This window comes from Geodermatophilus amargosae, from assembly GCF_041028265.1.
GTDB classification, from domain to species: Bacteria; Actinomycetota; Actinomycetes; order Mycobacteriales; family Geodermatophilaceae; genus Geodermatophilus; species Geodermatophilus amargosae_A.
On record NZ_JABGCW010000006.1, the window covers coordinates 95504 to 119105 of the forward strand.

Here is a 23602-nt window from a genome sequence, read left to right on the forward strand (position 1 = left end):
GCCCTGACTGCTGTACGTGACGTTACGGAGTACGCATCCCGGAGCGCACCGGCAGGAAGTGGCCGAAACGATGCCGTCCCGTTGGCGTTTCGTGCCCACTGCTCCGGCGCGCCCTGCCGCCGCCGCGACGGCCGGTCGCCGGGAGCCGGGCCGCCGGCCGGCGGGGGGACCCCGGGGACGCCGAGCGGCATCTCGATCACGGCCCGGCGCGGGGTGTTGTGCGGAGCACTCCTCACCGCTGAGATGCACCCACTCCTCCAGCCGGTCGACGACGGGATGTACCGCCCATGCGATCTGCCCGATCCACCGCGAGTGCCCTGGCCGCATCGGCCCTGCTCGTCCTCACCGCCTGCGGCGGCGGAGGCGGTGGCGGCGGTGGTGGCGGCGGTGGTGGCGGCGGCGGCGGGGACGGTGCGGCGCCGCGGATCGCCGCCGTCTTCTCCGGGACCACCACCGACGCCGACTACACCTTCCTGGGGCTGCAGGCCCTGCAGGCCGCCGAGGAGGACCACGGCGCGGACACCACGTACTCCGAGAGCGTCCAGGTGCCCGACGCCGAGCGGGTGCTGCGCGAGTACGTCGCCGACGGCTACACCGTCATCTGGACCCACGGCAGCCAGTTCTACGACGCGACGGTCGCCGTCGCGGAGGAGGCTCCGGAGGTCGTCTTCATCGCCGAGCAGGACACCGAGCCCTCCGACGTGCCCGACAACGTCTGGGTCCTCGACCGCAACTTCCACCTGGCCTTCTACCCGCTGGGCGTCCTCGCCGCGGGAGCCAGCCAGAGCGGGCGGATCGCCTACCTCGGCGGCGTCACGCTGCCGTTCTCCTACTCGGAGGTGCACGCGGTGGAGCAGGCCCTCGAGGACACCGGGTCCACCGCGACCCTGACCCCGGTGTGGACGGGGGACTTCAACGACCCGACGCGGGCCCAGCAGTTCACCAGCCAGCTGCTCGCCGACGGCAACGACGTCATCCTGACCTCGCTCAACCTCGGCGCGGTCGGGGCCTTCGAGGGCGTCGCCGACGCCCCCGCGGGCGTGCTCATGACGGCGAAGTACACCGACAAGTCCAACCTCGCGCCCGACCGGTACCTGACGTCGGTCCTGTACGACTTCACCCCGATGCTCGACGAGATCCTCGGCTCGGTGGAGGACGGCGAGACCGGCGGCTACCTCGGCATGGACTACGAGCGGGGCATCTCGCTCCAGCCGCCCGCCAACGTCGACCAGGCCGTGGTGGACCAGGTCGACCAGGCCGTCGAGCAGCTGCGGTCCGGCGAGATCGAGGTCGAGCGCGACGTGACCCCGGTCGAGTGAGCGGCGCCACCGCGGTCGGACCGGCCGGGGGTGCGGCCCCCGGCCGGGACCGTCCGCTGACGATGAGCGGGATCAGCAAGTCCTTCGGGCCCGTCCGCGCCCTCACCGACGCCGACCTGCAGCTGGCCACCGGCGAGGTGCACGGGCTGGTCGGCGGCAACGGCGCCGGCAAGACGACGCTGATGAACGTCCTCTACGGCCTGTACCGGGCCGATTCCGGCGAGATCCGCGTCGACGGCCGGGAGGCGCACATCCGGTCGCCGCGCGACGCCATCGCGCTCGGCATCGGGATGGTGCACCAGCACCTGTTGCAGGTGTCGAGCTACACCGTCCTGGAGAACGTGGTGCTGGGGACCAGCGCCGGCTCCGGCGGGCTGCGCGGCGCGGCACGCCGGATCACCGAGCTCTCCGACCGCTTCGGCCTCGCGGTCGACCCGCGGGCGCGCACCGACCGGCTCTCGGTGGGCGCGCGGCAGCGGGTGGAGATCCTCAAGGTGCTCTACCGCGGGGCCAGGGTCCTGGTCCTGGACGAGCCGACGACCAACCTCACGCCGCAGGAGGTCGACGGGCTCTTCGCCTCGCTGCGCGGCATCGTCGCCGAGGGCACCAGCGTCGTCTTCATCTCGCACAAGGCGCGCGAGGTGCTGGCCATCTGCGACCGGATCTCGGTCATGCGCGACGGACGGCGGATCGCGACGGTGCCGAGGTCGGCGACCGACGCCACCGGGCTGGCCTCGCTCATGGTCGGCGAGCTGGTCGGGGAGCAGACCTCCGAGGTCGCGGCCGCCCTGGGCGTCGGCGCGGTCGGGGAGGTGCCGGCCGCCCTGCCCGCCGGGCAGCGGCGCCCCGACGCCGGGCGGGTCCGGCTGTCCGTCTCCGGCGTCACGGCCGACAACGACCACGGCGTCCCGGCGCTGCGCGGCCTGGGCCTGGAGGTCCGTGCCGGCGAGGTGGTCGGCGTCGCCGGGGTGGCCGGCAACGGGCAGGTCGAGCTGGCGGAGGTGCTGGCCGGGGTGCGTCCCGTCCGCGCGGGGAGCGTGGCCGTGGACGGCACGGACCTGGCAGGGGCGCCCACCCGCCGCTGGCTGTCCACGGGGGTCGCCTACGTGCCCGAGGACCGGCACCGGGACGGGATCCTCGGAGCGGGCACGGTGGCCGACAACCTGCTCCTGGGCGCCCAGCGCCGGGCCGACAACCGCCGCGCCGGGCTGATCGACTGGCGACGCGTCCGGGAGCACGCCAGGGACACCATCGAGCGGTACTCCATCAAGACGCCCGGTCCCGACGCCCTGGCCGGGAACCTCTCCGGGGGCAACATCCAGCGCCTGGTGCTCGCCCGGGCCTTCGACCGGGAGCCCGCGGTCCTCGTGCTGCAGAACCCGACCCGCGGTCTGGACCTGCGCTCGACCCGCTTCGTCTACGACCGGGTCCACGAGGCCCGCGACCGGGGCTGCGCGGTCGTGCTCGTCTCCGAGGACCTCGACGAGCTGAGCCTGCTCGCCGACCGGATGGTGGTCCTCTACTCCGGCGAGGTCGTCGGTGAGCGCGCCCGCGGGGACTACGACGTCTACGAGCTCGGCCGCCTCATGGCCGGGGTCCGGGAGGACGCATGAGCGCGCCCGTGCTGACCGACACCGACGCACCGGCCCCGGCGACGGAGCGGCCCGCGGTCCGCCTGCTGCGCGGTCTCCTGCCCTACGTGCTGGCGCTCGTCCTCGCCTTCGCGGTCTCGGGCGTCGTCATCGCGGCGCTCGGCTACGACGTCGTCGAGGCGTACCGGACGATCGTCACCACGTCGTTCCGGACCGGCTTCGGCTTCACCGAGACGCTGACGAAGTGGGTCCCGCTGACGCTGCTGGCGCTCGGGTTCACGATCCCGCTCGCGGTGGGGCGGTTCAACATCGGCGGGGAGGGTCAGCTCCTCGTGGGTGCGACGGCCGCGGCCGGTGTCGGGATCGTGTACGCCGACCTGCCCACCGCCGTCCTGCTGCCCCTGGTGGTCCTCGCCGGCGTGCTCTCCGGTGCGGTGTGGGCCGGGATCGCGGCCTTCCTGATGGGGCGGTTCCGGGTCAACGAGATCCTCAGCACCGTCCTGCTCAACTTCGTGTCCTTCCAGGTGCTCGACTACGCCGCCACGGAGGTGTGGTCGGACCCCGCGGCCGGGGTGGCCGCCACGCAACGGGTGGGCGAGGGGGCCGAGCTGCCCGTGCTGGGCGGACCGCCGGGGGTGCACGCCGGCATCCTGCTCGCGCTCCTCGTCGCGGCGGTGACGACCGTGGTCACGCGACGCACGGCCGCGGGCTTCGAGCTGCGCGCCGCGGGCGCCAACCCGCGTGCCGCGGCGATCAACGGCATCCGGGTGGAGAAGGTCGCCGTCGTGGCGCTGGTCGTCGGCGGTGCGCTCGGCGGGCTGGCCGGCGCACTCGAGGTGGGCGGCGTGCACGGCCGCGCGATCGAGGGCATGCAGTCGAACTTCCTGCTGCTCGGCATCATCATCGGGCTCATCGCCCGGGGCAGCGCGCTGTGGGTGCCCGTGGTCGCCTTCGGCATCGCGATCCTCGAGGTGGGCGCCAGCTCCATGCAGCGCACCGTCGGCGTCCCCGCCGAGATGGTGCTGATCATCGAGGCCCTGATCCTGATCTTCCTGCTGCTCTCCGACGTGATCGCGGGGCGGCTGGCGCGGAGGGTGACATGACCGAGTTCGCGGCCCTGGCCCAGCTCACCGTGGTGGCCATGGTCCCCTACCTGCTCGCCTCCCTCGGCACGATGCTCGGCGGCCTGACCGGCGTCTTCAGCGTGTCGCAGGAGGGCGTCATGCTCCTCGGGGCCGCCATCGGCTTCCTCGTCAGCTACGGCACGGGCAGCACCACGATCGGCATCCTGCTGGCCGCCGGCACCGGGGCGGTCTTCGGCGCCGCCCTCGGGTGGGCGACGACCGTGCTCCGGCTCGACCAGTTCGTGGTCGGGCTGGCGCTGTTCTTCGCCGCCACCGGGCTGGCCGGGCTGCTGTACCGGATCGTCATCGGCCAGGGGGCGACGACGCCTCGGGTCGACACCCTCCCGCGGCTGGAGATCCCGCTGCTGAGCGACGTCCCGGTCCTCGGCACCGCGCTGTTCTCGCACAACGTGCTCGTCTACCTGGCGGCCCTGCTCGCGGTGGCCGCGTGGTTCTTCCTGTACCGCACCCGGGCGGGCCTGGACCTGCGCTCGGTGGGGGAGAACCCGAAGGCGGCCGACAGCCTGGGCATCCCCGTGGTGCGCAACCGGCTGTGGACCGCCACGGTCGGAGGAGCGCTCATGGCCGTGGCGGGGGCGTACCTGCCGCTGGTCTACACCGGGACCTACACCGACAGCATCGTCGGCGGCCGCGGCTGGCTGGCGATCGCCCTGACCTTCTTCGGCGGGTGGCGCCCGCAGTTCATCGTCCTCGGCGCCCTGTTCTTCGCGGCCATGGACGTCGTCGCGCTGCGCGCCGAGGTGGCCGGCATCGACATCCCCAGCCAGGTGCTGCTCGTGGTGCCGTACGTGGCGACGCTGCTGGTCATGGTGTTCGCCTTCCGGTGGGCCAAGGTGCCGGAGTTCCTCGGCCGCAACTACGACCGGGAGTCCCGGACCGCCTAGTCCCGCGGAGTCGCGGGAGATCGTCCGCGCGACCTGTCGATCCGGTGCGGTGCTGCGTGTCGTAGGGGTGGAGGGTCCGGACGGCGGACCCCCGGAAGCCGGGAGGGCACCATGACGAAGTACCTGGTCCTGATCTACGAGGACGAGACGCAGTACGCCACCGCGACCGACGAGGTCAACGGCGAGATCATGGCCGAGCACGAACGCTTCTCCGCGGGCGTGGAGCAGCACGGTGCCACGCTGCTGGGCGGTGAGGCGCTCGAGCCGACGACGACCGCGACCTCGGTGCGCGGCGGCGAGGTCACCGACGGCCCGTTCGTGGAGACCAAGGAGGCCCTCGGCGGGTACTACGTCATCGACGCGCCCGACCTCGACACCGCGCTCGCCGTCGCCCGGACGGTGCCGGCACGCTTCGGTGGCGTCGAGGTCCGCCCGGTGATGACCTTCGACTGACCGGTGACCGCCACGACCGCCGACGTCGCCGCCGCGGTCGCCGACGCGCACCGTCGCGAGTGGGCCTTCGTGCTCGCCGCGACGCTGCGCGTCACCCGCGACCTCGACGTCGCCGAGGAGTGCGTGCAGGAGGTCTTCGCCGCGGCGCTGACCGACTGGGCCACCGCGGGCGTCCCCGCGCGCCCCGGCGCCTGGCTGACCACGGCCGCCCGGCGGCGGGCGCTCAACGTGCTGCGCCACCGCGGCGTCGAGCGCCGGTACCTGCCGCTGCTCGTCGAGGAGGACGTGGCGCCGTCGATGGTGGACGACGCGCACGGCTACCCCGACGACAGGCTGCGGCTGGTGGCGACCTGCTGCCACCCGGCACTGGACCGCCCCGCCCAGGTGGCGCTCACGCTGCGCCTGGTGTGCGGCCTGACCACCGGCGAGGTGGCCCGCGCCTTCCTCGTCCCCCCGGCGACGATGGCCGCGCGGATCACCCGTGCCAAGAAGAAGATCGCCGTCGCCCGGATCCCGTACCGGGTGCCGCCGGCCGCGGAGCTGCCGGAGCGGGTCGACGCCGTCCTGGCGGTCGTGCACCTGCTGTTCACCACCGGGCACACCGCGCCGGCGGGGGAGGAGCTGGTGCGCCGCGACCTGGTGGAGCGTTCCGTGGAGCTCGCCCGGATGCTGCGCGGGCTGCTGCCGCGCGACCCCGCGGTGGCCGGGCTGCTGGCGCTGCTGCTGCTCACCGACGCCCGCCGGGAGACCCGCACCGGCGACGACGGCCGGCTGCTGCTGCTCGAGGAGCAGGACCGCACGCGGTGGGACCGGGCGGCCATCGCCGAGGGCGTGGAGCTGGTCCGCGAGGCGCTGCGGGCCCGGCCGCCGTCGCGGTACGCGCTGCAGGCCGCGATCGCCGCGGTGCACGCGGAGTCGCCGTCGTGGGACGACACCGACTGGGCCGAGGTCGTCGCGCTCTACGGCGTCCTCACCCAGGTGTGGCCCTCCCCGGTGGTGGCGCTCAACCGCGCGGTCGCCGTCGGCTTCGCCTCGGGAGCGGCGGCGGGCCTGGCGGCTCTCGACGAGCTCGCCGCCGAGCCGCAGCTGGCCGGCTACGGCTACCTGCCGGCGGCCCGCGCCGACCTGCTGCGGCGGCTGGGCCGGGTCGGCGAGGCGCGCGAGGCCTACGGCGAGGCGCTGTCGCTCACGGAGAACGCCGCCGAGCGGGCCTTCCTCGACGCCCGGCTGCGTGCCCTGGGCTGAGGCTCAGCCGAAGGCGGCGACGGTCCGGTCGAGGTGGTCGTTGCGGAAGGCACCGCGCGGGTCGAACCGGCGCACCAGCGCCCGGAAGTCCGCCATCCGCGGATAGAGCCCGGCGAGTTCGGCGGCCCCGGTGGTGGACAGCTTGCCCCAGTGCGGCCGGGCGCCGAAGGGGCGCAGCGCCGCCTCGATCTCCGGCAGCACCGCGGTCACGGCGTCCTGGTCGGGGAGCCAGGTGAAGTGCAGGGCCATGACGTCGCCGCCGTGCGCGGGGCTCAGCCACAGGTCGTCGGCGGCGACGGTGCGGATCTCGCTGACCTGCAGCAGCGGCCCCACCCGGTCGGCGAGACCGCGCAGCGCCTCGCAGGCCGCGCGCCCGTGCCGGCGGGGCACGAACCACTCGCTCTGCAGCTCCTCGCCCTTGCTCGGGGTGAACTCGGCGCGGAAGTGCGGCAGCCGCTCGTGCCACTCCCCGGGGACGCCGAGCTGCTCGGTGAGGTTCTCCACCGGGGTGTCGGGGAGCATGTGCGTCGGCTCGGTGGCCGCGCGGGCGCCGAAGAAGTCCTCCGGCACCGCGGGGTCCTCCGGCCGCGACTTGACCCACACCGAGGTGACCGTGCGCCAGTCGGTGAAGACGCTGACGCTGTAGGCGGCGTCGGCCACGGCGTCGAGGTCGGCGAACAGCCGGTCCCACGTCATGCCGACGTAGACGGTGTTGCGGACGTCGAAGGTCGGCTGGAACCGCAGGGCCACCCGGGTGACGACGCCGAGCGCCCCGAGGTGCACGACCGCGCCGGGCAGGTCGGCGTCGCCGGGCCCGAGGACGACGACCTCGCCGTCGGAGCGCACCAGTTCCAGCCCGGCCACCGAGGTGCTCAGCGAGCCGTTGCGGTTGCCCGAGCCGTGCGTGCCGGTGGCGGTGGCGCCGGCGACGGTGATGTGCGGCAGCGACGCGAGGTTGTGCAGCGCCCGGCGGGTGGCCGCGAGCTCCCGGACCAGCTCGCCGTAGCGCAGGCCGGCCGGCACCCAGAGGACGCCGGTGCCGTCGTCGGCGGCCTCGGCGAGCTCGATGCCGGTGTCGAGGTCGTCGAGGAGCACGTGGTCGGCCGTGGTGTCGGCGATGTCGTTGAAGCAGTGCCGTGAGCCGAGGGCCTTGACCCGCTCGCTGCGCGCGACGACGTCCTGCACCTCGGCCACGGTCCTCGGCCGGTGCACCCGCGCGGCGCGGTAGGTGAGGTTGCCCGCCCAGTTCCGCAGGGGGGTCTCCACGGGCGTCACGCTACCCGCGGGTGGTCGCCGTCCCGGGCGGCCACCACCCGCGGCGCGCTCAGCCGTCGAGCACGACCCGCAGCCGGCCGTACGTGCGGAAGTCGAGCCCGGCGCCCTCGAAGCGTTCGACGTAGACCTCGCCCGACGCCGAGGCGAGCTCGCCGGTGCCGCCGGTGACCGCCCAGGTCGCCGGCTCGTGCAGGACCGGGGAGGTGACGCCGGTCCGGGCCACGCCCTGGACGGTGAGCGAGCCCCTCGCCCCCCACGTCGTGGTGGTGCAGTGCAGGGTGGCGCTGTCGGCGGCGAGGTCCACCAGGTGGAAGACGCACTCGCCGGTGTCGGTGGCCGCGCCGAAGGGCCCGGTGCTGCTGTTGGTGTAGACCAGCTCGTCACCGAGCGAGGGCAGCCCGTTCCCGTCGTGGTCGAGGAAGGCCTCCTCGAGCCGGTCGGTGGCGAACGGCCCCTCGACGACGGCGGCGCCGTGGGCGCGGGCGTCCTCGCCGGCCGTGGCGACGGCGGGCAGGAGCGCGATCCCGGCCACGAGCGTGGCCGCGCCCGACAGCGTGAGGACGGTGGACCTCTCCGGGGTCCGCATGGCGACCACCTCGGCGGTGTGCAGGGACGGGGTCCGCGCCGGCCAGGAGCCGTCGTGCGCCCGGGAGCCGGCGCACGGCGACCGTAGGACCGCGGGGGGCCGGCCGGAACGGACGGAGGTCCCGGCTCCGGCGCTCAGCGGCCGAGGTGGGCGCGCAGGGCGGCGACGACCATCCGGTGGTCCTCCAGCTGGGGGAGCCCCGACACGACGACGACGCCGACCGGACCGACGTCGCGCACCAGCACGGGCACGGCACCGCCGTGCGCGGCGTACCGCCGCGGGTCGAGGCCCGAGGACTCCTCGAACGTGGTGCCGCGCTCGATCCACGTCTGCCGCACGTACAGCGAGCCGTGCCGGAAGCGCTGCACCACGCGGGCCTTGCGCGCGATCCACGAGGCGTTGTCGGGGGTGGCGCCGGTCAGCGCGGCGGAGAACAGCCGGTGCCCGTTGCGGCGGATCTCCACGGCCACCGGGGCGTCGGCCCTGCGGGCGGTGGCCACGAGCGCCGAGCCGAGGTCCCACGCGTCGTCGTTGGTGAAGGAGGCGAACCGCAGCTCGTCCTCCTCGGCGGCGAGCTCGGCGGCGGTCGGGAAGCCGCTGCTCACGACCCCTGACCTCCGACGACGACGTCCCACGGCCGCACCGTCCAGGACGTGACCAGGCCGTCGCGCACGTACGGATCGGACTCCGCGAAGCGCTCCACCACCCCGCGCGCGGCGGTCCAGACCAGCAGCGCGCGGTCGAAGGGGTCGGGCAGCGCGCCGGCGAACAGCAGCTCACCCCGTTCGTGCGCCGCCGCGGCGAGCGCCAGGTGCTCCTCCCGCAGCGCCGCCCGCCGCTCCAGGTAGTCGTCGGCCAGCGAGTACTCGAGCAGCAGGTACATGGCGCCACTGTCACACGTGCGCGGCGCCGCGCGGGACCGGTCAGCCGCCGGCGGGGTCCGCGCGGCGGCGCACGAGCGAGGCGAGGTTCCAGCGCAGCGCCCCCACCAGGTCGCGGGCGTGCTCGGCGACGGTCAGGTCCCGCGGGGTGCTGGCGGCGGCCGCGTCGACGTCGTAGTCGTGCTCCCTGAGCACCTCGGAGAAGTCGCGCTGCAGCGGCGCGGCGCACCCGTACCCGTACCCGGCGTAGATGCGCGGGAACAGCGGCCGGAACAGCCGGATCCGCTCGTGCAGGCCGCTGGAGTGCGACATCGGGTTCTTGTGCCGCGCCCGGACGTACTCGGGGAGCAGGTCGGCGAACGCGTGCCGCACGATCCACTTCTCGTAGCCGTCGCGGTGCTTGAGCTCCTGCGGGATCCGCATCGCCAGGTCGAGCATCTCGACGTCGAGGAAGGGCACCCGCGCCTCGACCCCGTTGCCCATCGAGGTGCGGTCGACCCGCTGCAGCTCCGTGCGGCTCAGGTGGCCGATCTTGTGCAGGAACAGCCGGCGCGTGTCCTGCCCGGGCACCCGGTGGTACATCGCGTAGCCGCCGAACAGCTCGTCGGACCCGTCGCCGGTGAGCACCACCTTCACGCCGGCTGCGTGGACGGCGGCGAACAGCCGCTGGGAGACCACCGCGTTGATGATGTCGCCGTACTCGGTGAGCTCGGAGACGCGGATGGCCTCCCGCACGTCGCGCAGCCCCAGCTCGCGGGGCCGGACGGGGACGACGACGTGCTCCACGCCCAGGTCGGCGGTCAGCCGCCGCGCGTAGGCGAGGTCCTCGCTGCCCTCGGCCCCGACGGTGAAGGCCACGCAGTCGGGGTGCAGTCGCTGCACGAGCAGGAGGGTCAGCGAGCTGTCGAGCCCGCCGGAGAGCACCACGCCGACGCGCAGGTCGGTGTCCACCCGGATGCGCACCGCGTCGGTGAGCGTCGTCCGCAGGGCCTCCGCCGCCTCCTCGACGCCGGCGAGCTCCGGCCGGCCCTCGCCCAGCCGGTAGAGGTCGAGGTAGGGGTGCAGGACCGGTGGGCTCCCGGGACCGGCCCAGCCGCAGTGGCCCGGGGGCACCTCGGAGACGGCCACGCCGAGCGGGACGAGGGCCTTCACCTCCGAGGCGACGTGCAGCCGGCCGTCGGCGAGCGCCCAGTACAGCGGCTTGACCCCCACCGGGTCGCGGGCCAGGAACACCCGGCGGCTGTCCCGCTCGACCAGGGCGAAGGCGAACTCGCCGCGCATCGCGAGCAGCGCCTCCTCGCCCCAGGCGAGGACGGTCTCGAGGACCACCTCGGTGTCGCTCTCCGACCGCGTGGCCCGTCCCTCGGCGTGCAGCCGGGCGCGCAGCTCGCCGTGGTTGAAGACCTCCCCGTTGAAGCAGAGCGCCCACGCCCCGTCCGCCGACGTCCACGGCTGGACGGCGTGCTCGCGGTCGACGATGCGCAGCCGGGCGGTGCCGAGCAGCGCGTCGTCGCCGCGGAGGACCTCGTCGACCTCCCCGCGGGGCGAGATCGCGTCGAGCATGCCGTCGAACAGCGCCTGCTGCGTGCCGGCGCCCGGCCCGAGCACGAGGGCGATCCCGCACATCAGGCGTCCCCCCGCGTCCCGGGGGCGGGCGGTGCCGCGGCCGCGTACCGGCCGGCGTGTGCCGGCGCCAGACAGACGTGCCAGGCCTGGCCCTCGTCGATCACGTTGAGCACCCCGTCGTCGCGGTAGGCGGTCAGCACGTCCTCCAGTGCCGGGGCCACGCCGTGCCGGCGCAGCCAGGCCATCTCGATGTCGGCGGCGTGCCCGGTGCAGTGCGCGCTCGGCAGCAGCGCCGAGTACCCCAGCTGCTGCAGCCGCGTCTGGACGGCGGTGCTCCGCACGATGCAGTTCACCCACATCGTCCCCCGCCAGGGCCGGGCGGCCGCCGCGAACTCCCGGGCGACCTCGTTGAGCAGCGCGACCATCGCCGGGCGGGCGAGCGGGTAGCTCAGCCCCGACGACCGCGGCTCGCGGTCGGGCGCCCACCGGCGGACGGCGTAGTTGCGGGCGCGGCCGGGCAGGGCGGTGCTGCCGATCCGGTAGCGGAAGTCGAGCCGCCGCTGCCGCCGCAGCGGGGCCAGCGCCGTCAGCTGGGGGGACCGCCGGACGGCGTCGTCGTCGGCGAACGGGGGCACCGACCCCCACCAGGCGACGTCGATCTGCTGGAGCAGCGCGATCCGGAGCAGGGTCGCCGGGGTCGTGGCGTTCGACCGGGGGTTGGGCCGGAAGCCCGACAGCTGGCGGGTGATCCGCTCGAGCGCGACGTCGGCGCCACCCGGGACGCGGTCGAGGACCCCGCGCAGCTCCGGGGTCCCGGCCGCCCGGGCGAGGACGGGCCCGGCGGCCCGGCCGGGGTCGGCCGTGCCGTCGCGGAGGTGCCGCACCGCCTCGTCGACCGCCCGGCGGTAGCCGGCCAGGTCCGGAGGCGGAGGGCCGGCCGTCGCCGTCCCCTGCCCGCCGCGCTCCTGCTCGACGCCGTCGTCCGACCGATCCGGGCCAGTCCGCGGCTGCTCCACCCGGAGGACTCTACGAACGGAGCGCGGCCGCGGCCAGGCTCTCGTCCGGCGCCCGTGGAGCGGGAGGGCATCCTGGCGCCGTGCGCTCCGGACTCCGGGCGGCGCTGGTCGTCGTCGTGCTGTTGGCTCTGCTGGTGGGTCTGCTCTGGGCGCTGCAGCGGCGGCTGGTCTACCTGCCCGACGACGGTCCCGTGCCCGCGGCCGCCGACGCCGTCCCCGGGGGCCGTGACGTCCGGCTGGCCACCGCCGACGGCCTGATCCTCGGTGCCTGGTTCGTGCCCGGCCCGACCGGCGACGCGCCCGCCGTCCTGGTCGCCAACGGCAACGGCGGGCACCGGGGGCTGCGCGCACCGCTGGCCCGGGCGTTGTCCTCCGCCGGGCTGGCGGTGCTGCTGTTCGACTACCGCGGGTACGGCGGCAACCCCGGCAGCCCCAGCGAGGAGGGGCTGGCCCTCGACGTCCGGGCCGCGCGCAGCTGGCTCCTCGAGGAGGCCCGGGTCCCCGCGGACCGGCTCCTCTACTACGGCGAGAGCCTCGGCTGCGCGGTCGTCACCGAGCTGGCCGTGGAGCACCCGCCCGCGGGCCTGGTGCTGCGGTCGCCGTTCGTCGACCTGGCCGCCGTCGGCAGCGAGCACTACCCCTTCCTGCCGGTCCGCCTGCTGCTGCGCGACCGGTACCCGGTGGCCGAGCAGGTGGCCCGGGTCCGGGTGCCGACGACGGTCGTGTCCGGCGGCGCCGACACCATCGTGCCGCCGGCGCAGAGCCGGCGGGTGGCCGACTCCGCCGCGGGGCTGCACCGCCGGGTCGAGGTGCCGGGGGCCGACCACAACGACGCCGTCCTGCTCGACGGCCCGGCCCTCGTGGACGCCGTCGTCGAGCTCGCCGCCCTGACCGGCGGCCGCTGACCTCCCGCGCCCCCGGGCGTCAGCACGTGCGGCCGGGCAGGACGGTCCCCCGCAGCACGTCCCCCTCCCAGCGCAGCGGCTGCACGTCGAGACCGGCCGCAGGCCGGGGAGCCCACGGGTCGCCGGACAGGACTGCGTCCCAGAGCTGCACGTGCGCCCGCCAGCGCCGGGCCGCGGCGCGCCGGATCCGGCCCGCCGGGGTCCCGGTGGGGCGGAGGTGGACGGCGGCCGCGAGGAGTGCGGCGCCCAGGGCGGCGACGGCGAGGTCCATGACGCCACGATCGGCCGCGACGCGGGACGGCGACAGCGTCATCCCGGTCCCCGTGCGCAACGGAGCTGCCAGGGACCCTCGCGGGCCGCCGCTCAGGGGATCCCGGGTGTCCCTCGGAACGTCACGGGCAGCGCGTCGACGCCGAACACGAACGCCAGCCGCCGGAACGCGAGCCGGTCGGGCGGGACGGCCAGGGCGAGGTCCGGGAAACGCCGCAGCAGCGCGGGCAGCACGATCCGCAGCTCCAGCCGGGCGAGCTCGGCGCCCACGCAGCGGTGGATGCCGTGGCCGAAGGCGAGGTGCCCGCCGCGCGTCGACCGGGCCGGGTCCAGCCGGTCGGCGTGCGCGCCGGCCCAGGCGGGGTCGCGGTCGGCGCCGCTCAGCGAGACGAGCACGACGTCGCCGGCGCGCAGCCGGGTGCCGAACAGCTCCCGGTCCTCCCGGGCGAAGCGGGGGAAGGCGACCTGCACGACCGACAGCAGGCGCAGCAGCTCGTCGACCACCCGCTCGACGTCGCGGCGCGAGCCGTCGCGCACCAGGGCGGCGGCGTCGGGGTCGCCCAGCAGCACCAGGGTCCCCAGCGCGATCATCGACGCCGTCGTCTCGAAGCCGCCGGTGACGATGCCGTCGGCGAGCCCGGCCAGCTCGGCGTCGGAGACGGCGTCCCCCTCGGACCGGATCACCCGTCCGATCAGCCCGTCGCCGGGCGCCCGGCGCTGGGCGGCCACCGCGTCGAACAGCAGCCGGCGCTGCGCGGAGACCGCGCCGAAGGTGCCGGCCGTGCCGCCCGTGGCGTCGAACCGCCGGGCGCCCAGCCGGCTGACCACCTGCTCGTCGGGACGGTCGAGCCCGAGGAGGGCGCAGATCGTCGTCATCGGGACGGGCATCGCGACGTGCCGCACGAGGTCGGCCGGGGACCCCGCCGCGGCCAGGTCGTCCAGCGCCCGGGCCACCGTCTCCTCGACGGCCGGCTCCAGTCGCTGCATGCGGGCCCGCGTGAAGTCCGGTGCCACCAGCCCGCGCAGCCGGGTGTGCTGCGGCGGGTCGGTCGGGCCGAGCCCGCCGACGTCGTCGGCCGTGGCCGGGCCGGTACCGCTGAACAGGTGCCGGACGTCGGTGCTGAAGCCCGCGGAGTCGGCGAGCACCGCGCGGGCCTCGGCGGCGCCGGTGACCAGGTACACCGAGAGGTCGAAGGGCAGGTCGAGGCGGTGCACGGGCCCGCTGACCCGCAGCTCGGCGAGCCGGGGGACCGGGTCGACGCCGACCCGCTGCAGCGGCACGCGCGCGGCCGGCGGGAGGAACGTCAGGCGCGAGGGGTCCAGGCCGCGACGGCGGATCCGGCGCAGCGCGAGGCGGCCCAGCCAGGTCCGGCCGCGGCGGCTCGCGGACGGCGGGGTGCGGACGGCGGGAGGAGCGGACACGACGCCTCGTCTCGGGCCACGACGGAGGGATCCGGGCGGGACGTGACCTCGGTCCCGGCCGGCTCCGCCAGCCTCTCGACGGCGTTGCGCGGCGACCATCAGGTGACGCCCCCGAACCCGCCGGCCGGCGTGGGGGAGCACCCGGACCGGCCTCCCCCACCGGGCGCCGTCCGGGCAGCTGTGGCTTGCTGGGGCCATGCAACGAGCCGTGCACCGGGCCATGGAGCAGCGCATCCTCGGCCGCAGCGGCTGCGCCGTGTCGGCGCTGGCGCTGGGCACGATGACCTTCGGGGCGGAGACCGACGAGGCCGGGGCGCACGAGCAGCTCGACGTCTTCGTGGCGGCGGGCGGCACGCTGGTCGACACCGCCGACGTCTACTCCGCCGGCGCCGCCGAGGAGATCGTGGGGCGCTGGCTGGCCGCGCGGCCGGCCGACGTCCGCGACCGCGTCGTCCTGGCCACCAAGGGCCGGTTCCCGATGGGCGAGGAGCCCAACGCGGTGGGCACCTCCCGCCGCCACCTGCGCCGGGCCCTCGACGACTCGCTGCGCCGGCTCGGCGTGGACCACGTCGACCTCTACCAGCTGCACGCCTGGGACCCGCTCACGCCGCTGGAGGAGACGCTGCGCTTCCTCGACGACGCGGTCTCGGCCGGCAAGGTCGGCTACCCGGGGCTGTCGAACTTCACCGCCTGGCAGGTGCAGCGCGCCGTCGACCTCGCGGAGTCCCGGCACCTCGCCGTCCCGGTGACGCTGCAGCCCTCGTACAGCCTGCTCGGCCGCGACGTCGAGGCCGAGATCGTGCCCGCCTGCCTCGCCAACGGCCTGGGGCTGCTGCCGTGGGGACCGCTCGGCGGCGGCTGGCTGTCGGGCAAGTACACCCGTGAGCAGCGCCCGTCCGGCGCCACCCGGCTCGGCGAGGACCCCGGCCGCGGCATGGAGGCCTACGACCGGGTGGCGGTCCGGGAGCGCACGTGGGACGTGCTCGCCGCGGTGCAGGACGTCGCCGAGGCGCGGGGTGTCCCGATGCCGCAGGTGGCGCTCGCCTGGCTGCTCGCCCGGCCGGCGGTCAGCTCGGTGATCCTCGGTGCGCGCACCACGGAGCAGCTGCGCGCCGACCTGGGCGCCGCCGCGCTCGTGCTCGACGAGGAGGAGACCGCACGGCTGGACGCGGTCAGCGACCCGGGCTGGGCCGACTACCCCTACGGCGACATCGGCGTCGAGCAGCGCACCCGCACGCTGGACTGACCCACCGGGGCCGCCGGTCCCGCGGCGGGGACCCCGAGGTCCACGGCGGTGCTGTGCGGCGGCGGGCGGTCCGGCCGGGATCTCAGCGGCGCGCCGTCGCGCGGAGCTCGAGGGCCAGCCAGCCGGCCAGCGCCAGCGGCACCGCCGCGAACGCCGACAGCGCCGCGACGGTGCCGACCTGGGAGCCCAGCCAGGCGAGCAGCAGCGGGGTGCCGAACCCGGCGTAGGCGAAGGCGTAGAACGCGCTGTTCATCGCCCCGCGGGTGTGCGGCGGGGCGAGCCGGGCGGTGAGGGTGAGCCCGGCGGTGAGGCAGAGCCCCGCCCCGCCGCCCATCAGCGCCGACGACGGGAGCAGCAGCAGCTCGGACCCCGCGACGACCGCGACCACGCCGATGGCGATCCCGGTCGCGCCGAGCAGCATGCCCAGCGGCGCGGCGCCCCGCTCGAACCGGCGGCCCACCCGCGCGGCCACCGCGCTGGCGCCCAGGGCGAGCCCGCCGACGAGCCCGGCATAGGCCACGCCCACGCCGTCGGGCACGACGAGCAGGGGCAGCACGGTCGCCGCGACGGCGGGGAACGCGAACACCCCGACGGCGGTGGGCGCGAGGACCGCCCGGAACGGCCGCCGTGCCTCCGGCGGCAGGCCGAGGGTCATGAGCCGGCCCGGCCGCCGCTCGTGCACCGTCTCCGGCACCAGCAACAGCGCGCCGAGCCCCAGCACCAGGACCGCGACGTGCACGAGGTAGGGCAGCGTCGTCGGCGCGGGTCCGTACTGGGCGAGCAGCCCGCTCATCGCCGGGGCGATGGCGAAGCCCAGCGACGACGACACCGCCCCGCGGGTGGCCGCCGACTGCTGCCCGTCGGGTCCGGCGAGCTCCTGCAGCCACGCGTTGGCCACCGAGAACACCACCCCGGAGACGACGCCCTGCAGCAGCCGCCCGGTGTAGAGCAGCGGGAGCGAGCCGGCGGCCGGGATGAACAGCAGCGAGGACAGCCCGGCCAGCAGCGCGAACGGCAGCACCAGCGCCCGGCGGCCGAAGCGGTCCGACGCCGCGCCGGCCACGGTCAGCGCCGCCACCAGCCCGATGGCGTAGCACCCGAAGACGGCGGTCAGGTCGGCGTCGGACAGCCCGAGGGTGCGCCGGTAGACCAGCAGCAGCGGCGTCGGGATGTTGGTGCCGAGAGCGACGGTGAACAGCCCGAAGGTGAGGGCGTCGAGACGTCGCCGCCTGTCCCGCTCCGTCGCGGCGTCCAGCACCCGGCGGACGCTACCGGTCCACTGCCACGATGGACGTCCGCACGGAAGGAGCGCCGACGTGTCCCTGCACCGGCACTACCCGCCCGACCTCTACCGCGGCACCACCGGTGAGGCCACGGCCTGGCTGCGCCCGTCCGGGCGGCCGCCGGACACCACCTCGGCCGGCGGGGTGACCTGCGAGTTCCTCGCCACCGGCGAGCAGACCGCGGGCCGCTTCGGCCTGTACCGCTGGACCTTCGGCCGCGAGGCGTCCGGGCCCGGTCCGCACTTCCACCGCTCGATCTCCGAGCAGTTCTACGTCCTGTCCGGGGAGGTCGAGGTGCACGACGGGCGCACCTGGACCACCGCGGGGGAGGGCGACTTCCTCTACGTCCCCGAGGGCGGGGTGCACGGCTTCCGCGGCGGCGACGGCGCCTCGATGCTGCTGATGTTCGCGCCCGGCGGGCCGCGCGAGGAGTACTTCGAGACCCTCGCCCGCGGGACGCAGATGACCCCGGAGGAGCGCGCGGAGTTCATGCTCCGCCACGACACGTACTGGGTCTGACGGGCCGGGCGCGCGAGCGCGGCCGGCCCGTCAGCCGGTCACTTCCGGAGGAGCGCGCCGAACCGCGCGCAGCTCTCGTCGGTCGCGGTCCGCGCGGCGGGGGAGAAGGCGCCCATGTCGAAGAAGCCGTGGATCATGCCGTCGTAGCGCCGCACGTCGGCGTGCACCCCGGCGGCCTCGAGCGCCCTGCCGTAGGCCTCGCCCTCGTCGCGCAGCGGGTCGTACTCCGCGGTGACCACCACGGCCGGCGGCAGGCCGGCGAGGTCGGCGCCGTGCAGCGGGGAGAGCCGGGCGTCCTTCGCGTCGTCCCAGGCCCCGGCGTAGTGGCCGTAGAACCAGTCCATCGTGTCCTTCTCGAGGAAGTAGCCCGTGGCGTTCTCCACGCGCGACGGGTACTCGCCCTCGGCGTCCACGGCCGGGTAGACCAGGAACTGGCCGGCCAGCGGCGTGCCGTCGTCGCGCAGCACCTGGGCGACGACGGCGGCCAGGTTGCCGCCTGCACTGTCGCCGGCCAGCCCCAGCCGCTGGTCCCCGCCGAACTCGTCGAGGTGCCGGGCCACCCAGCGCGCCGAGGCCACCGCGTCGTCGGCGGCCGCGGGGAACGGGTGCTCGGGTGCCAGCCGGTAGTCGACGGCGACGACGACGGCTCCCGCGCCGCGGCAGACCGACCGGGCCATGTTGTCGTGGGTGTCGAGGTCGCCGATCACCCAGCCGCCGCCGTGGAAGAACACGACCGTGGGGAACGGGCCGTCGCCCTCGGGGCGGTACACCCGCGCCCTCAGGTCGCCGTCGGCGCCGGGGACGGTGCGGTCCTCGGTGCCCGCCACGGGCACCACCTGCTCGGGGCCGCGGGCGCCGTGCGTGAGCTGCAGGTACAGGGCGCGGCCCGCCTCGGGCGACCCCTCGTACATCGGCGGGGCGCCGGACTCGGCGAGCATGGACAGCAGGGCGGCGATGTGCGGGTCGACCGGCACGGGATCTCCTGACGGCGGTGTCGGGCAGGATCGGGACGGGGCTGGACCCCGGCTCCGGACGCTACCGCCGCCCTCCTCACAGGTCGCGGCGGGAGAAGGCCATCGCGGCCAGCCCCAGCACGGCGGCCACCCACAGCGCGGCCCAGCCCAGGTAGGTGGCGGTGAGCGGCGCCTCGGAGAAGAAGGGCGAGCCGCCCAGCTCCGGGGCGAACTGGGTGAGCAGGCTCGGGTCCTGGAAGGCGTGCATCGCCCCGCGCCACAGCCCGTCGGTGGGCAGCAGCATCCGCGACACCGCGCCCACCCGCGCGACGCCGTCGTTGCCCAGCGCGTCGCCGATGCCGCCGACGACGCCGGCGATCCAGGTGGCCCCGAACAGGCCGACCGCCACGACGCCGGAGGCCATCGGCGAGATGACCGTGGACAGCAGCAGGCCGAGGGTCAGCAGCACCGCCGTCTGGGCGGCGAGCAGCGCGAGACCCGTGACCGGCTGCGGCGGCCAGTAGCCCACCGTCACCTGGACGACGACGAACTGCGCCAGCCCGGCCAGCGCGACGAAGGCGCCGCCGAAGGCCACGAGCCCCAGCCACTTGCCCACGAGCACCGTCGAGCGGCGCACCGGGCGGGCCAGCATCGCCAGCGCCGTCCCGGACTCGACCTCGCCGGAGAGGGTCGGCCCGGCGAGGAAGGCGGTGCCGAGCGCGGCGATGAGGCTGAAGCCGAACATCACCAGGTTGAGCACGGTCGAGGCCGCCAGCCGCGCCTCGCCGCTGGTGAGCCCGCCGAACTCCGCGTCCAGGCGGGAGAAGCCCCAGGCCGACAGGGCCAGCAGGAGCACGGTCAGCACGGCGAGGGAGCGCAGCACCTTGCGGCGCGCGGCCTCGCGCAGGGTGAGACCGGCGAGCGTGAGCACGGTCCGGACGGCGCTCACGACGGCGTCCCGGAGCCCTCGCGGAGCACGGCGAGCAGTCGCTCCTCGAGGCTGATCCGGCCGGGCTCGACCGCGTGCACGCCCACCCCGAGGGCGACCAGGTCGGCCACGAGGGCGGGGACGGCGGACTCCTCGTCCTCCGCCAGCGTGACGGTGAACCAGTCGCCGCTGCGGGTCAGCCGGCCGGTGGCGGCCAGCCGCGCCTCGGCCCGGGCGTCGACGCCGTCGAGCCGCAGCCGCAGCTCCCGCGAGCCGAGCAGCTCGGCGAGCGTGCCGGCGGCGGCGACCCGGCCGCGGTCGAGGATGACCACCCGGTCGCAGACCCGCTCCACCTCGCCGATCAGGTGCGAGTTGAGCAGCACCGCGACGCCGCGCTCCTTGAGGGAGAGGACCAGGTCGCGGACGTCGACGCGGCCGAGCGGGTCCAGCGCGCTGGTCGGCTCGTCGAGGACGACCAGCTCCGGGCGGGCCACCAGCGCGACGGCCAGGCCCAGCCGCTGCTGCATGCCCTTGGAGAAGCCGCCCACCCGGTCGCCGGCGCGCTCGCCCAGGCCGACCAGGCCCAGCACCTCGCGCTGCTCGCTCTCCGGCACCGCGGCACCGGAGAGCCGCACGTGCAGCGCGAGCACCTCGGCCGCGCTGAGCCACGGCTGGTAGCGGAAGAGCTCGGGCAGGTAGCCGACGCGGGCCCGGGCCTGCGGGTCGCGCCCCGGCCGGCCGAGGAGCAGCACCTCGCCGGCGTCGGGCCGGACGAGGCCCAGCAGCATCTTGATGACGCTGGTCTTGCCGGCGCCGTTGGGCCCGAGCAGGCCGAGCACCTCGCCGCGGCCGACGGTGAAGGAGACGCCGTCGACCGCGGTCCGCCGTCCGTACCGCTTGCGCAGGCCCTCGCACCAGACCGCCGGCGACGGCGGCAGGTCGGCCAGCAGCCGCTGCGCCGCCGTCGTGGCAGACCCGGCGGCCGGGGCCGTCACTCCTGCAGACCCCGGGCGACGGCGAGCACCTCGTCCGCGTCCAGGGACCCGGCCACCGCGGTGACCACGCCGTCGGTCACCCAGACCACGCCGGCCACCGAGCCGTCGCGGGAGGTGAGCACCGTGGCCGGCGCCCCGTCGACGTCGGCGACCGAGCTGGTGACCAGGCCGGCCGGCACCGGGAGCGGCAGCGTCGTGCCGTCACCGGAGAAGGCGCGCAGCTGGGCGGCGAGGTCCTCGGGCAGGCCGGGCAGTGACAGCAGGTAGTCCCGGGCGGTCTCGAACGGCACGCCCGAGGACTCGGCGGTGGGCGCGACGGCGCGGGCCACGACCAGGCCGGGTGCGCCGCTGCCGCTGGTCCACACCGCGGCGACGCCGGGGCCGGCGGAGAGCCGGAAGCGGCCGCCGTCGAGGCCGGCCGGCGGGGCCGGCAGCACCTCGCCCGCCGCAGCGGCGGCCTGCGCCGCGCGCTCGGCGGAGAAGGTGAACTCCACGGTCGCCCGGTCACCGACCTGGTAGGCGGGGTCGCCGCCCAGGCCGCCGGGGAGGTCGGCGACCTGCGGGACGGTCAGCCCGGTGGCCTGCTCCGCGGCGGCGGCGTCGGGCACCTCGCGGACGTCGGGCTCCTCGACCACCGCGGCCGTGCCGTAGGCGGAGAGGTCGGGCAGGGCGACGAGGTCGGCCTGGGTGATGCTGACCGGCGCGATCTGCTCGGTGCGGAAGACCTGCAGCCAGTCCGCGGCCGCGGCCGCACCGCCGCCGGCGAGCAGGGCGGCGACCCCGACGACGGCGACGACGGGGCTGCGCAGCCGGTTGCGCCACCGGCGGGCGGGAGCGGGGGCGCTCGCGCGCCGGCGTTCGTCGACGGCGACCGTGTGCGACAGCCGGCGCCACGCGGCGTCGACGTCGGGCACCGCGCCGGTGTCGAGCGCGGTGGACACGGCGGCGGCGTCGCGCTGGACGGCGGTCAGGCCGGACAGGCACGCCGGGCATCCGGTCACGTGCTCGCGGTCGGCGTCGGCGACGCCGGCCGGCTCGTCCACGAGCCGGCGCAACGTGCCCTCAGTGGGATGACGCATGACGGGACAACTCCTCGCGCAGGGCGGACTCGGCGCGTCGCACGGTGGTGCCGACGCTGCCGGGGGACAGATCGAGGGCGGCCGCGACCTCGGCGTAGCTCAGGCCGCTGTGCCGCAGGACGAGCGCGACCGCCTGGCGCCGGGGGAGCCGGGCCAGGGCCGCGCGCACGCGGCGGCGCTCGTCGAGGGTGACGACGTCGTCGGCGACGTCGGGCACGGAGGACGGGGGACCGGCGGCCGTCTCCTCGCGGGTGGCGCGGCGGCGGCCGGAGCGGAGGTGGTTGAGCGCGGTGTGCGCTGCGGCGACCGACAGCCAGGCCGGCGCCTCACCGGCCGGGACCGCGGTGTGGGCGAAGGAGAGGAAGACCTCCTGGGCGACGTCCTCGGCGCCGTCGCGGGAGCCGAGCACGCGGGTGGCGACGGCGACCACGCGGGGATAGGCGGCGCGGAAGACCTGCTCGAGGTCGGCGCGGACGGCTCCTCGTCCCGACACGGCTCCGCCGTCCTCCCGCCTGGTGCGCTCCGCCGCCCGGCCGCGGGACAGCACGACGGCCGGCGCACTGATCCGGTGCCCCACGAGGTCCACGTCTGTAGAGCACCGCCGCCGCCCTGGATGTGACACGCCCCCGGATGTGACACGCCCCCGGATGTGACACGCCCCCGGATGTGACACGCCCCGGATGTGACACGCCCCGGATGTGACACGGCCCGGCGGGGAGGTGTCAGGTGAGCCCGGGCAGGTTGACGACGATCGCCTCCTGGCTGCTGCGGGCGATGACGACGACGGCCTCCTCGTCGGTGGGGTTCTCCTCGCGGTGCGGGGTGAACGGCGGCACGAAGACGTAGTCGCCGGGCTCGGTGGCCAGCCGCACCTCCTCGCCGTCGCGGGCGAAGACGAACACCGGCCGGCCGCGCAGCACGTGGATGGCGGTCTCGGAGTCGCCGTGGTGGTGGTCGCCCGACGACGTCCGCGGCGCGACGTGCGTCTGCCCCATCCAGAGCCGCTGCGAGCCGGCGGTCCGCGCGGAGACCGCCTCGCGCCGCGTCATGCCGCTGGTCTGGCCGGTGTCCCCGCTGAGGTCGGCGGCCCGGACGTGCCGGAGCGGCCGGTGCCAGGCTCCGTCGTCGTGCTGGTCGGTCACGGGTGCAGTCCACCGCCGGGCGGCGGAGCGGTCAAGCAGCTCCCGGGGACGGCAGGGCCCGGGAGGAGGCAGGTCCCGGAGACGGCGGAGGCCCCGCGGTCAGTGACCACGGGGCCTCCGTCAGGAGAGTGCTGCGCTCAGATGGCGCGGACGTTCTCGGCCTGCGGGCCCTTCTGGCCCTGCGTGACGTCGAACTCGACGCGCTGCGCCTCGTCCAGCGAGCGGTAGCCGCTACCGGTGATCGCGGAGAAGTGGCAGAAGACGTCGGGGCCGCCGCCGTCCTGCTCGATGAAGCCGAAGCCCTTCTCGGCGTTGAACCACTTCACGGTGCCCTGGGTCATGTCGTTCTCATTCCGTACTGGGGTGTTCGAGGCCGACGAGTGCCGGCCCCGGATCGCCGCACCGACCGGCAGGACCGAGAGGAACGTCAGGCAGAGACGACTGCGGACGTTCGGAAACGAAGCAGAGGCACGACAGCGACCGTGCTCCAGTGTACCGGTCGATCGGGCCGGCCGGGGACGACCCCGGTCACCGGTGCCCCGGAGGGGTCACCAGCGCAACGGGTCGGTGACCCGGGAGTGCGCCGTGCGGCATGCGCGGCAGTTCCCCCAGGCGACCAGGGCCAGCGGCGTCGTGGGGCCGCCGCACTCGGGGCAGTCGACGGTCTCGGCCGAGCGCGTGCGGGCCTCGGCGACCTGGCGGGATCGTTCCTCGTGGATCACCTGGTCGCCCCGGCAGGGGCAACCGAGATGAGCCTCGGCGCAGCGTCCACGGTGTGTGGGGATGGGTCCTCCTCGTGCCACCCCGACGCTACCCCGCCCGTCCCCGCCCGTGACCGCATCGCGGCGGTACCTCACCCGTGCGGGGACGGCGGTGACGTCGCGCCACCCCCGCAGGC

General features: G+C 75.8%; 26 protein-coding genes. 9 read left to right on the forward strand and 17 right to left on the reverse strand.

Features of this window, described 5'->3' with window-relative positions; translation table 11 throughout:
* Positions 1 to 287: 287 nt before the first annotated feature.
* The 6 genes from HLV61_RS10090 to HLV61_RS10115 all read left to right on the forward strand — a co-directional run bounded on the left by HLV61_RS10090 (position 288) and on the right by HLV61_RS10115 (position 6638).
* Positions 288 to 1319 (forward strand): BMP family protein, encoded by a 1032-nt coding sequence (locus tag HLV61_RS10090; RefSeq protein WP_369254893.1) that lies wholly within the window; start codon positions 288 to 290, stop codon positions 1317 to 1319.
* 62 nt (positions 1320 to 1381) lie between these two features.
* Positions 1382 to 2932, forward strand: a complete 1551-nt coding sequence (locus HLV61_RS10095) for an ABC transporter ATP-binding protein (protein ID WP_369254895.1) — start codon at positions 1382 to 1384, stop codon at positions 2930 to 2932.
* On the forward strand, positions 2929 to 4014 hold the full coding sequence (locus tag HLV61_RS10100) for an ABC transporter permease (RefSeq protein WP_093578436.1): 1086 nt from the start codon (positions 2929 to 2931) through the stop codon (positions 4012 to 4014). Before HLV61_RS10095 ends, HLV61_RS10100 begins: the two co-directional genes overlap by 4 nt.
* Positions 4011 to 4940, forward strand: a complete 930-nt coding sequence (locus tag HLV61_RS10105) for an ABC transporter permease (protein ID WP_369254898.1) — start codon at positions 4011 to 4013, stop codon at positions 4938 to 4940. Before HLV61_RS10100 ends, HLV61_RS10105 begins: the two co-directional genes overlap by 4 nt.
* A gap of 111 nt (positions 4941 to 5051) precedes the next feature.
* Positions 5052 to 5393: a YciI family protein gene (locus tag HLV61_RS10110; protein WP_369254900.1), complete on the forward strand. Its 342-nt coding sequence runs from the start codon at positions 5052 to 5054 to the stop codon at positions 5391 to 5393.
* Positions 5394 to 5396: 3 nt separating this feature from the next.
* On the forward strand, positions 5397 to 6638 hold the full coding sequence (locus HLV61_RS10115) for an RNA polymerase sigma factor (RefSeq protein ID WP_369254902.1): 1242 nt from the start codon (positions 5397 to 5399) through the stop codon (positions 6636 to 6638).
* 3 nt (positions 6639 to 6641) lie between these two features.
* Here the strand turns inward: HLV61_RS10115 and HLV61_RS10120 are convergent, their stop codons facing one another.
* From HLV61_RS10120 to HLV61_RS10145, 6 genes are all read right to left on the reverse strand, one after another.
* Positions 6642 to 7904, reverse strand: coding sequence for a D-arabinono-1,4-lactone oxidase (locus HLV61_RS10120; RefSeq protein WP_369254904.1), 1263 nt, complete (start codon positions 7902 to 7904; stop codon positions 6642 to 6644).
* A 58-nt stretch (positions 7905 to 7962) separates the two neighbouring features.
* Entirely contained in the window at positions 7963 to 8499 is a 537-nt protein-coding gene (locus HLV61_RS10125; protein WP_369254906.1) for a hypothetical protein, read from the reverse strand.
* Between the two features lie 134 nt (positions 8500 to 8633).
* Complete coding sequence (locus HLV61_RS10130; RefSeq protein WP_369254907.1) at positions 8634 to 9104, reverse strand: heme-degrading domain-containing protein; 471 nt, start codon at positions 9102 to 9104, stop codon at positions 8634 to 8636.
* Positions 9101 to 9382: a YciI-like protein gene (locus tag HLV61_RS10135; RefSeq protein ID WP_369254909.1), complete on the reverse strand. Its 282-nt coding sequence runs from the start codon at positions 9380 to 9382 to the stop codon at positions 9101 to 9103. Before HLV61_RS10135 ends, HLV61_RS10130 begins: the two co-directional genes overlap by 4 nt.
* A gap of 40 nt (positions 9383 to 9422) precedes the next feature.
* A complete protein-coding gene (locus HLV61_RS10140) occupies positions 9423 to 11006 on the reverse strand; it encodes an asparagine synthetase B family protein (protein ID WP_369254911.1) in 1584 nt (527 codons plus the stop codon).
* Positions 11006 to 11962, reverse strand: a complete 957-nt coding sequence (locus HLV61_RS10145) for a DUF5715 family protein (protein ID WP_369254913.1) — start codon at positions 11960 to 11962, stop codon at positions 11006 to 11008. Before HLV61_RS10145 ends, HLV61_RS10140 begins: the two co-directional genes overlap by 1 nt.
* An 80-nt stretch (positions 11963 to 12042) precedes the next feature.
* On the opposite strand from HLV61_RS10145, the gene HLV61_RS10150 reads away from it, so the two are divergent.
* Positions 12043 to 12867: an alpha/beta hydrolase gene (locus tag HLV61_RS10150; RefSeq protein WP_369254915.1), complete on the forward strand. Its 825-nt coding sequence runs from the start codon at positions 12043 to 12045 to the stop codon at positions 12865 to 12867.
* 19 nt (positions 12868 to 12886) lie between these two features.
* On the opposite strand, the gene HLV61_RS10155 is transcribed toward HLV61_RS10150, so the two are convergent.
* Together HLV61_RS10155 and HLV61_RS10160 are read right to left on the reverse strand one after the other, a co-directional pair.
* The gene (locus HLV61_RS10155; protein WP_369254917.1) at positions 12887 to 13138 is read right to left on the reverse strand and encodes a hypothetical protein; all 252 of its coding nucleotides are present in this window, start codon (positions 13136 to 13138) and stop codon (positions 12887 to 12889) included.
* A gap of 92 nt (positions 13139 to 13230) precedes the next feature.
* Positions 13231 to 14559, reverse strand: a complete 1329-nt coding sequence (locus HLV61_RS10160; RefSeq protein ID WP_369254919.1) for a cytochrome P450 — start codon at positions 14557 to 14559, stop codon at positions 13231 to 13233.
* A gap of 196 nt (positions 14560 to 14755) precedes the next feature.
* Here HLV61_RS10160 and HLV61_RS10165 point away from each other — a divergent pair, with 196 nt between their 5' ends.
* Positions 14756 to 15805, forward strand: a complete 1050-nt coding sequence (locus HLV61_RS10165; RefSeq protein ID WP_369254921.1) for an aldo/keto reductase — start codon at positions 14756 to 14758, stop codon at positions 15803 to 15805.
* 82 nt (positions 15806 to 15887) lie between these two features.
* Here HLV61_RS10165 and HLV61_RS10170 read toward each other — a convergent pair whose 3' ends face one another.
* The gene (locus HLV61_RS10170; RefSeq protein WP_369254923.1) at positions 15888 to 17063 is read right to left on the reverse strand and encodes an MFS transporter; all 1176 of its coding nucleotides are present in this window, start codon (positions 17061 to 17063) and stop codon (positions 15888 to 15890) included.
* Between the two features lie 58 nt (positions 17064 to 17121).
* On the opposite strand from HLV61_RS10170, the gene HLV61_RS10175 reads away from it, so the two are divergent.
* Complete coding sequence (locus tag HLV61_RS10175; protein WP_369254925.1) at positions 17122 to 17607, forward strand: cupin domain-containing protein; 486 nt, start codon at positions 17122 to 17124, stop codon at positions 17605 to 17607.
* Positions 17608 to 17645: 38 nt separating this feature from the next.
* Here HLV61_RS10175 and HLV61_RS10180 read toward each other — a convergent pair whose 3' ends face one another.
* From HLV61_RS10180 to HLV61_RS10215, 8 genes are all read right to left on the reverse strand, one after another.
* Complete coding sequence (locus HLV61_RS10180) at positions 17646 to 18581, reverse strand: alpha/beta hydrolase (RefSeq protein ID WP_369254926.1); 936 nt, start codon at positions 18579 to 18581, stop codon at positions 17646 to 17648.
* 76 nt (positions 18582 to 18657) lie between these two features.
* The gene (locus tag HLV61_RS10185) at positions 18658 to 19509 is read right to left on the reverse strand and encodes an ABC transporter permease (protein WP_369254928.1); all 852 of its coding nucleotides are present in this window, start codon (positions 19507 to 19509) and stop codon (positions 18658 to 18660) included.
* Positions 19506 to 20483 carry an ABC transporter ATP-binding protein gene (locus HLV61_RS10190; RefSeq protein WP_369254930.1) on the reverse strand — a complete coding sequence of 326 codons (978 nt, stop codon included), beginning with the start codon at positions 20481 to 20483 and terminating at the stop codon, positions 19506 to 19508. Before HLV61_RS10190 ends, HLV61_RS10185 begins: the two co-directional genes overlap by 4 nt.
* A complete protein-coding gene (locus tag HLV61_RS10195) occupies positions 20480 to 21562 on the reverse strand; it encodes a hypothetical protein (protein WP_369254932.1) in 1083 nt (360 codons plus the stop codon). Before HLV61_RS10195 ends, HLV61_RS10190 begins: the two co-directional genes overlap by 4 nt.
* Positions 21546 to 22148 (reverse strand): sigma-70 family RNA polymerase sigma factor, encoded by a 603-nt coding sequence (locus HLV61_RS10200; RefSeq protein ID WP_369254934.1) that lies wholly within the window; start codon positions 22146 to 22148, stop codon positions 21546 to 21548. The genes HLV61_RS10195 and HLV61_RS10200 overlap by 17 nt, the downstream gene beginning before the upstream one ends.
* A gap of 136 nt (positions 22149 to 22284) precedes the next feature.
* On the reverse strand, positions 22285 to 22704 hold the full coding sequence (locus HLV61_RS10205) for a cupin domain-containing protein (protein ID WP_369254936.1): 420 nt from the start codon (positions 22702 to 22704) through the stop codon (positions 22285 to 22287).
* Between the two features lie 137 nt (positions 22705 to 22841).
* Positions 22842 to 23045 (reverse strand): cold-shock protein, encoded by a 204-nt coding sequence (locus tag HLV61_RS10210; protein ID WP_093578422.1) that lies wholly within the window; start codon positions 23043 to 23045, stop codon positions 22842 to 22844.
* 207 nt (positions 23046 to 23252) lie between these two features.
* A complete protein-coding gene (locus HLV61_RS10215) occupies positions 23253 to 23426 on the reverse strand; it encodes a hypothetical protein (protein ID WP_369254939.1) in 174 nt (57 codons plus the stop codon).
* Positions 23427 to 23602 lie beyond the last annotated feature (176 nt).

Bases quoted from the DNA above. Each gene is read 5' to 3' on its own strand.
- HLV61_RS10135 (WP_369254909.1), bottom strand. From the start codon at position 9,382: ATGTACCTGCTGCTCGAGTACTCGCTGGCCGACGACTACCTGGAGCGG.
- HLV61_RS10100 (WP_093578436.1), top strand. From the start codon at position 2,929: ATGAGCGCGCCCGTGCTGACCGACACCGACGCACCGGCCCCGGCGACG.
- HLV61_RS10210 (WP_093578422.1), bottom strand. From the start codon at position 23,045: ATGACCCAGGGCACCGTGAAGTGGTTCAACGCCGAGAAGGGCTTCGGC.
- HLV61_RS10110 (WP_369254900.1), top strand. From the start codon at position 5,052: ATGACGAAGTACCTGGTCCTGATCTACGAGGACGAGACGCAGTACGCC.
- HLV61_RS10105 (WP_369254898.1), top strand. From the start codon at position 4,011: ATGACCGAGTTCGCGGCCCTGGCCCAGCTCACCGTGGTGGCCATGGTC.
- HLV61_RS10095 (WP_369254895.1), top strand. From the start codon at position 1,382: ATGAGCGGGATCAGCAAGTCCTTCGGGCCCGTCCGCGCCCTCACCGAC.
- HLV61_RS10165 (WP_369254921.1), top strand. From the start codon at position 14,756: ATGCAACGAGCCGTGCACCGGGCCATGGAGCAGCGCATCCTCGGCCGC.
- HLV61_RS10155 (WP_369254917.1), bottom strand. From the start codon at position 13,138: ATGGACCTCGCCGTCGCCGCCCTGGGCGCCGCACTCCTCGCGGCCGCC.
- HLV61_RS10125 (WP_369254906.1), bottom strand. From the start codon at position 8,499: ATGCGGACCCCGGAGAGGTCCACCGTCCTCACGCTGTCGGGCGCGGCC.
- HLV61_RS10195 (WP_369254932.1), bottom strand. From the start codon at position 21,562: ATGCGTCATCCCACTGAGGGCACGTTGCGCCGGCTCGTGGACGAGCCG.
- HLV61_RS10090 (WP_369254893.1), top strand. From the start codon at position 288: ATGCGATCTGCCCGATCCACCGCGAGTGCCCTGGCCGCATCGGCCCTG.
- HLV61_RS10140 (WP_369254911.1), bottom strand. From the start codon at position 11,006: ATGTGCGGGATCGCCCTCGTGCTCGGGCCGGGCGCCGGCACGCAGCAG.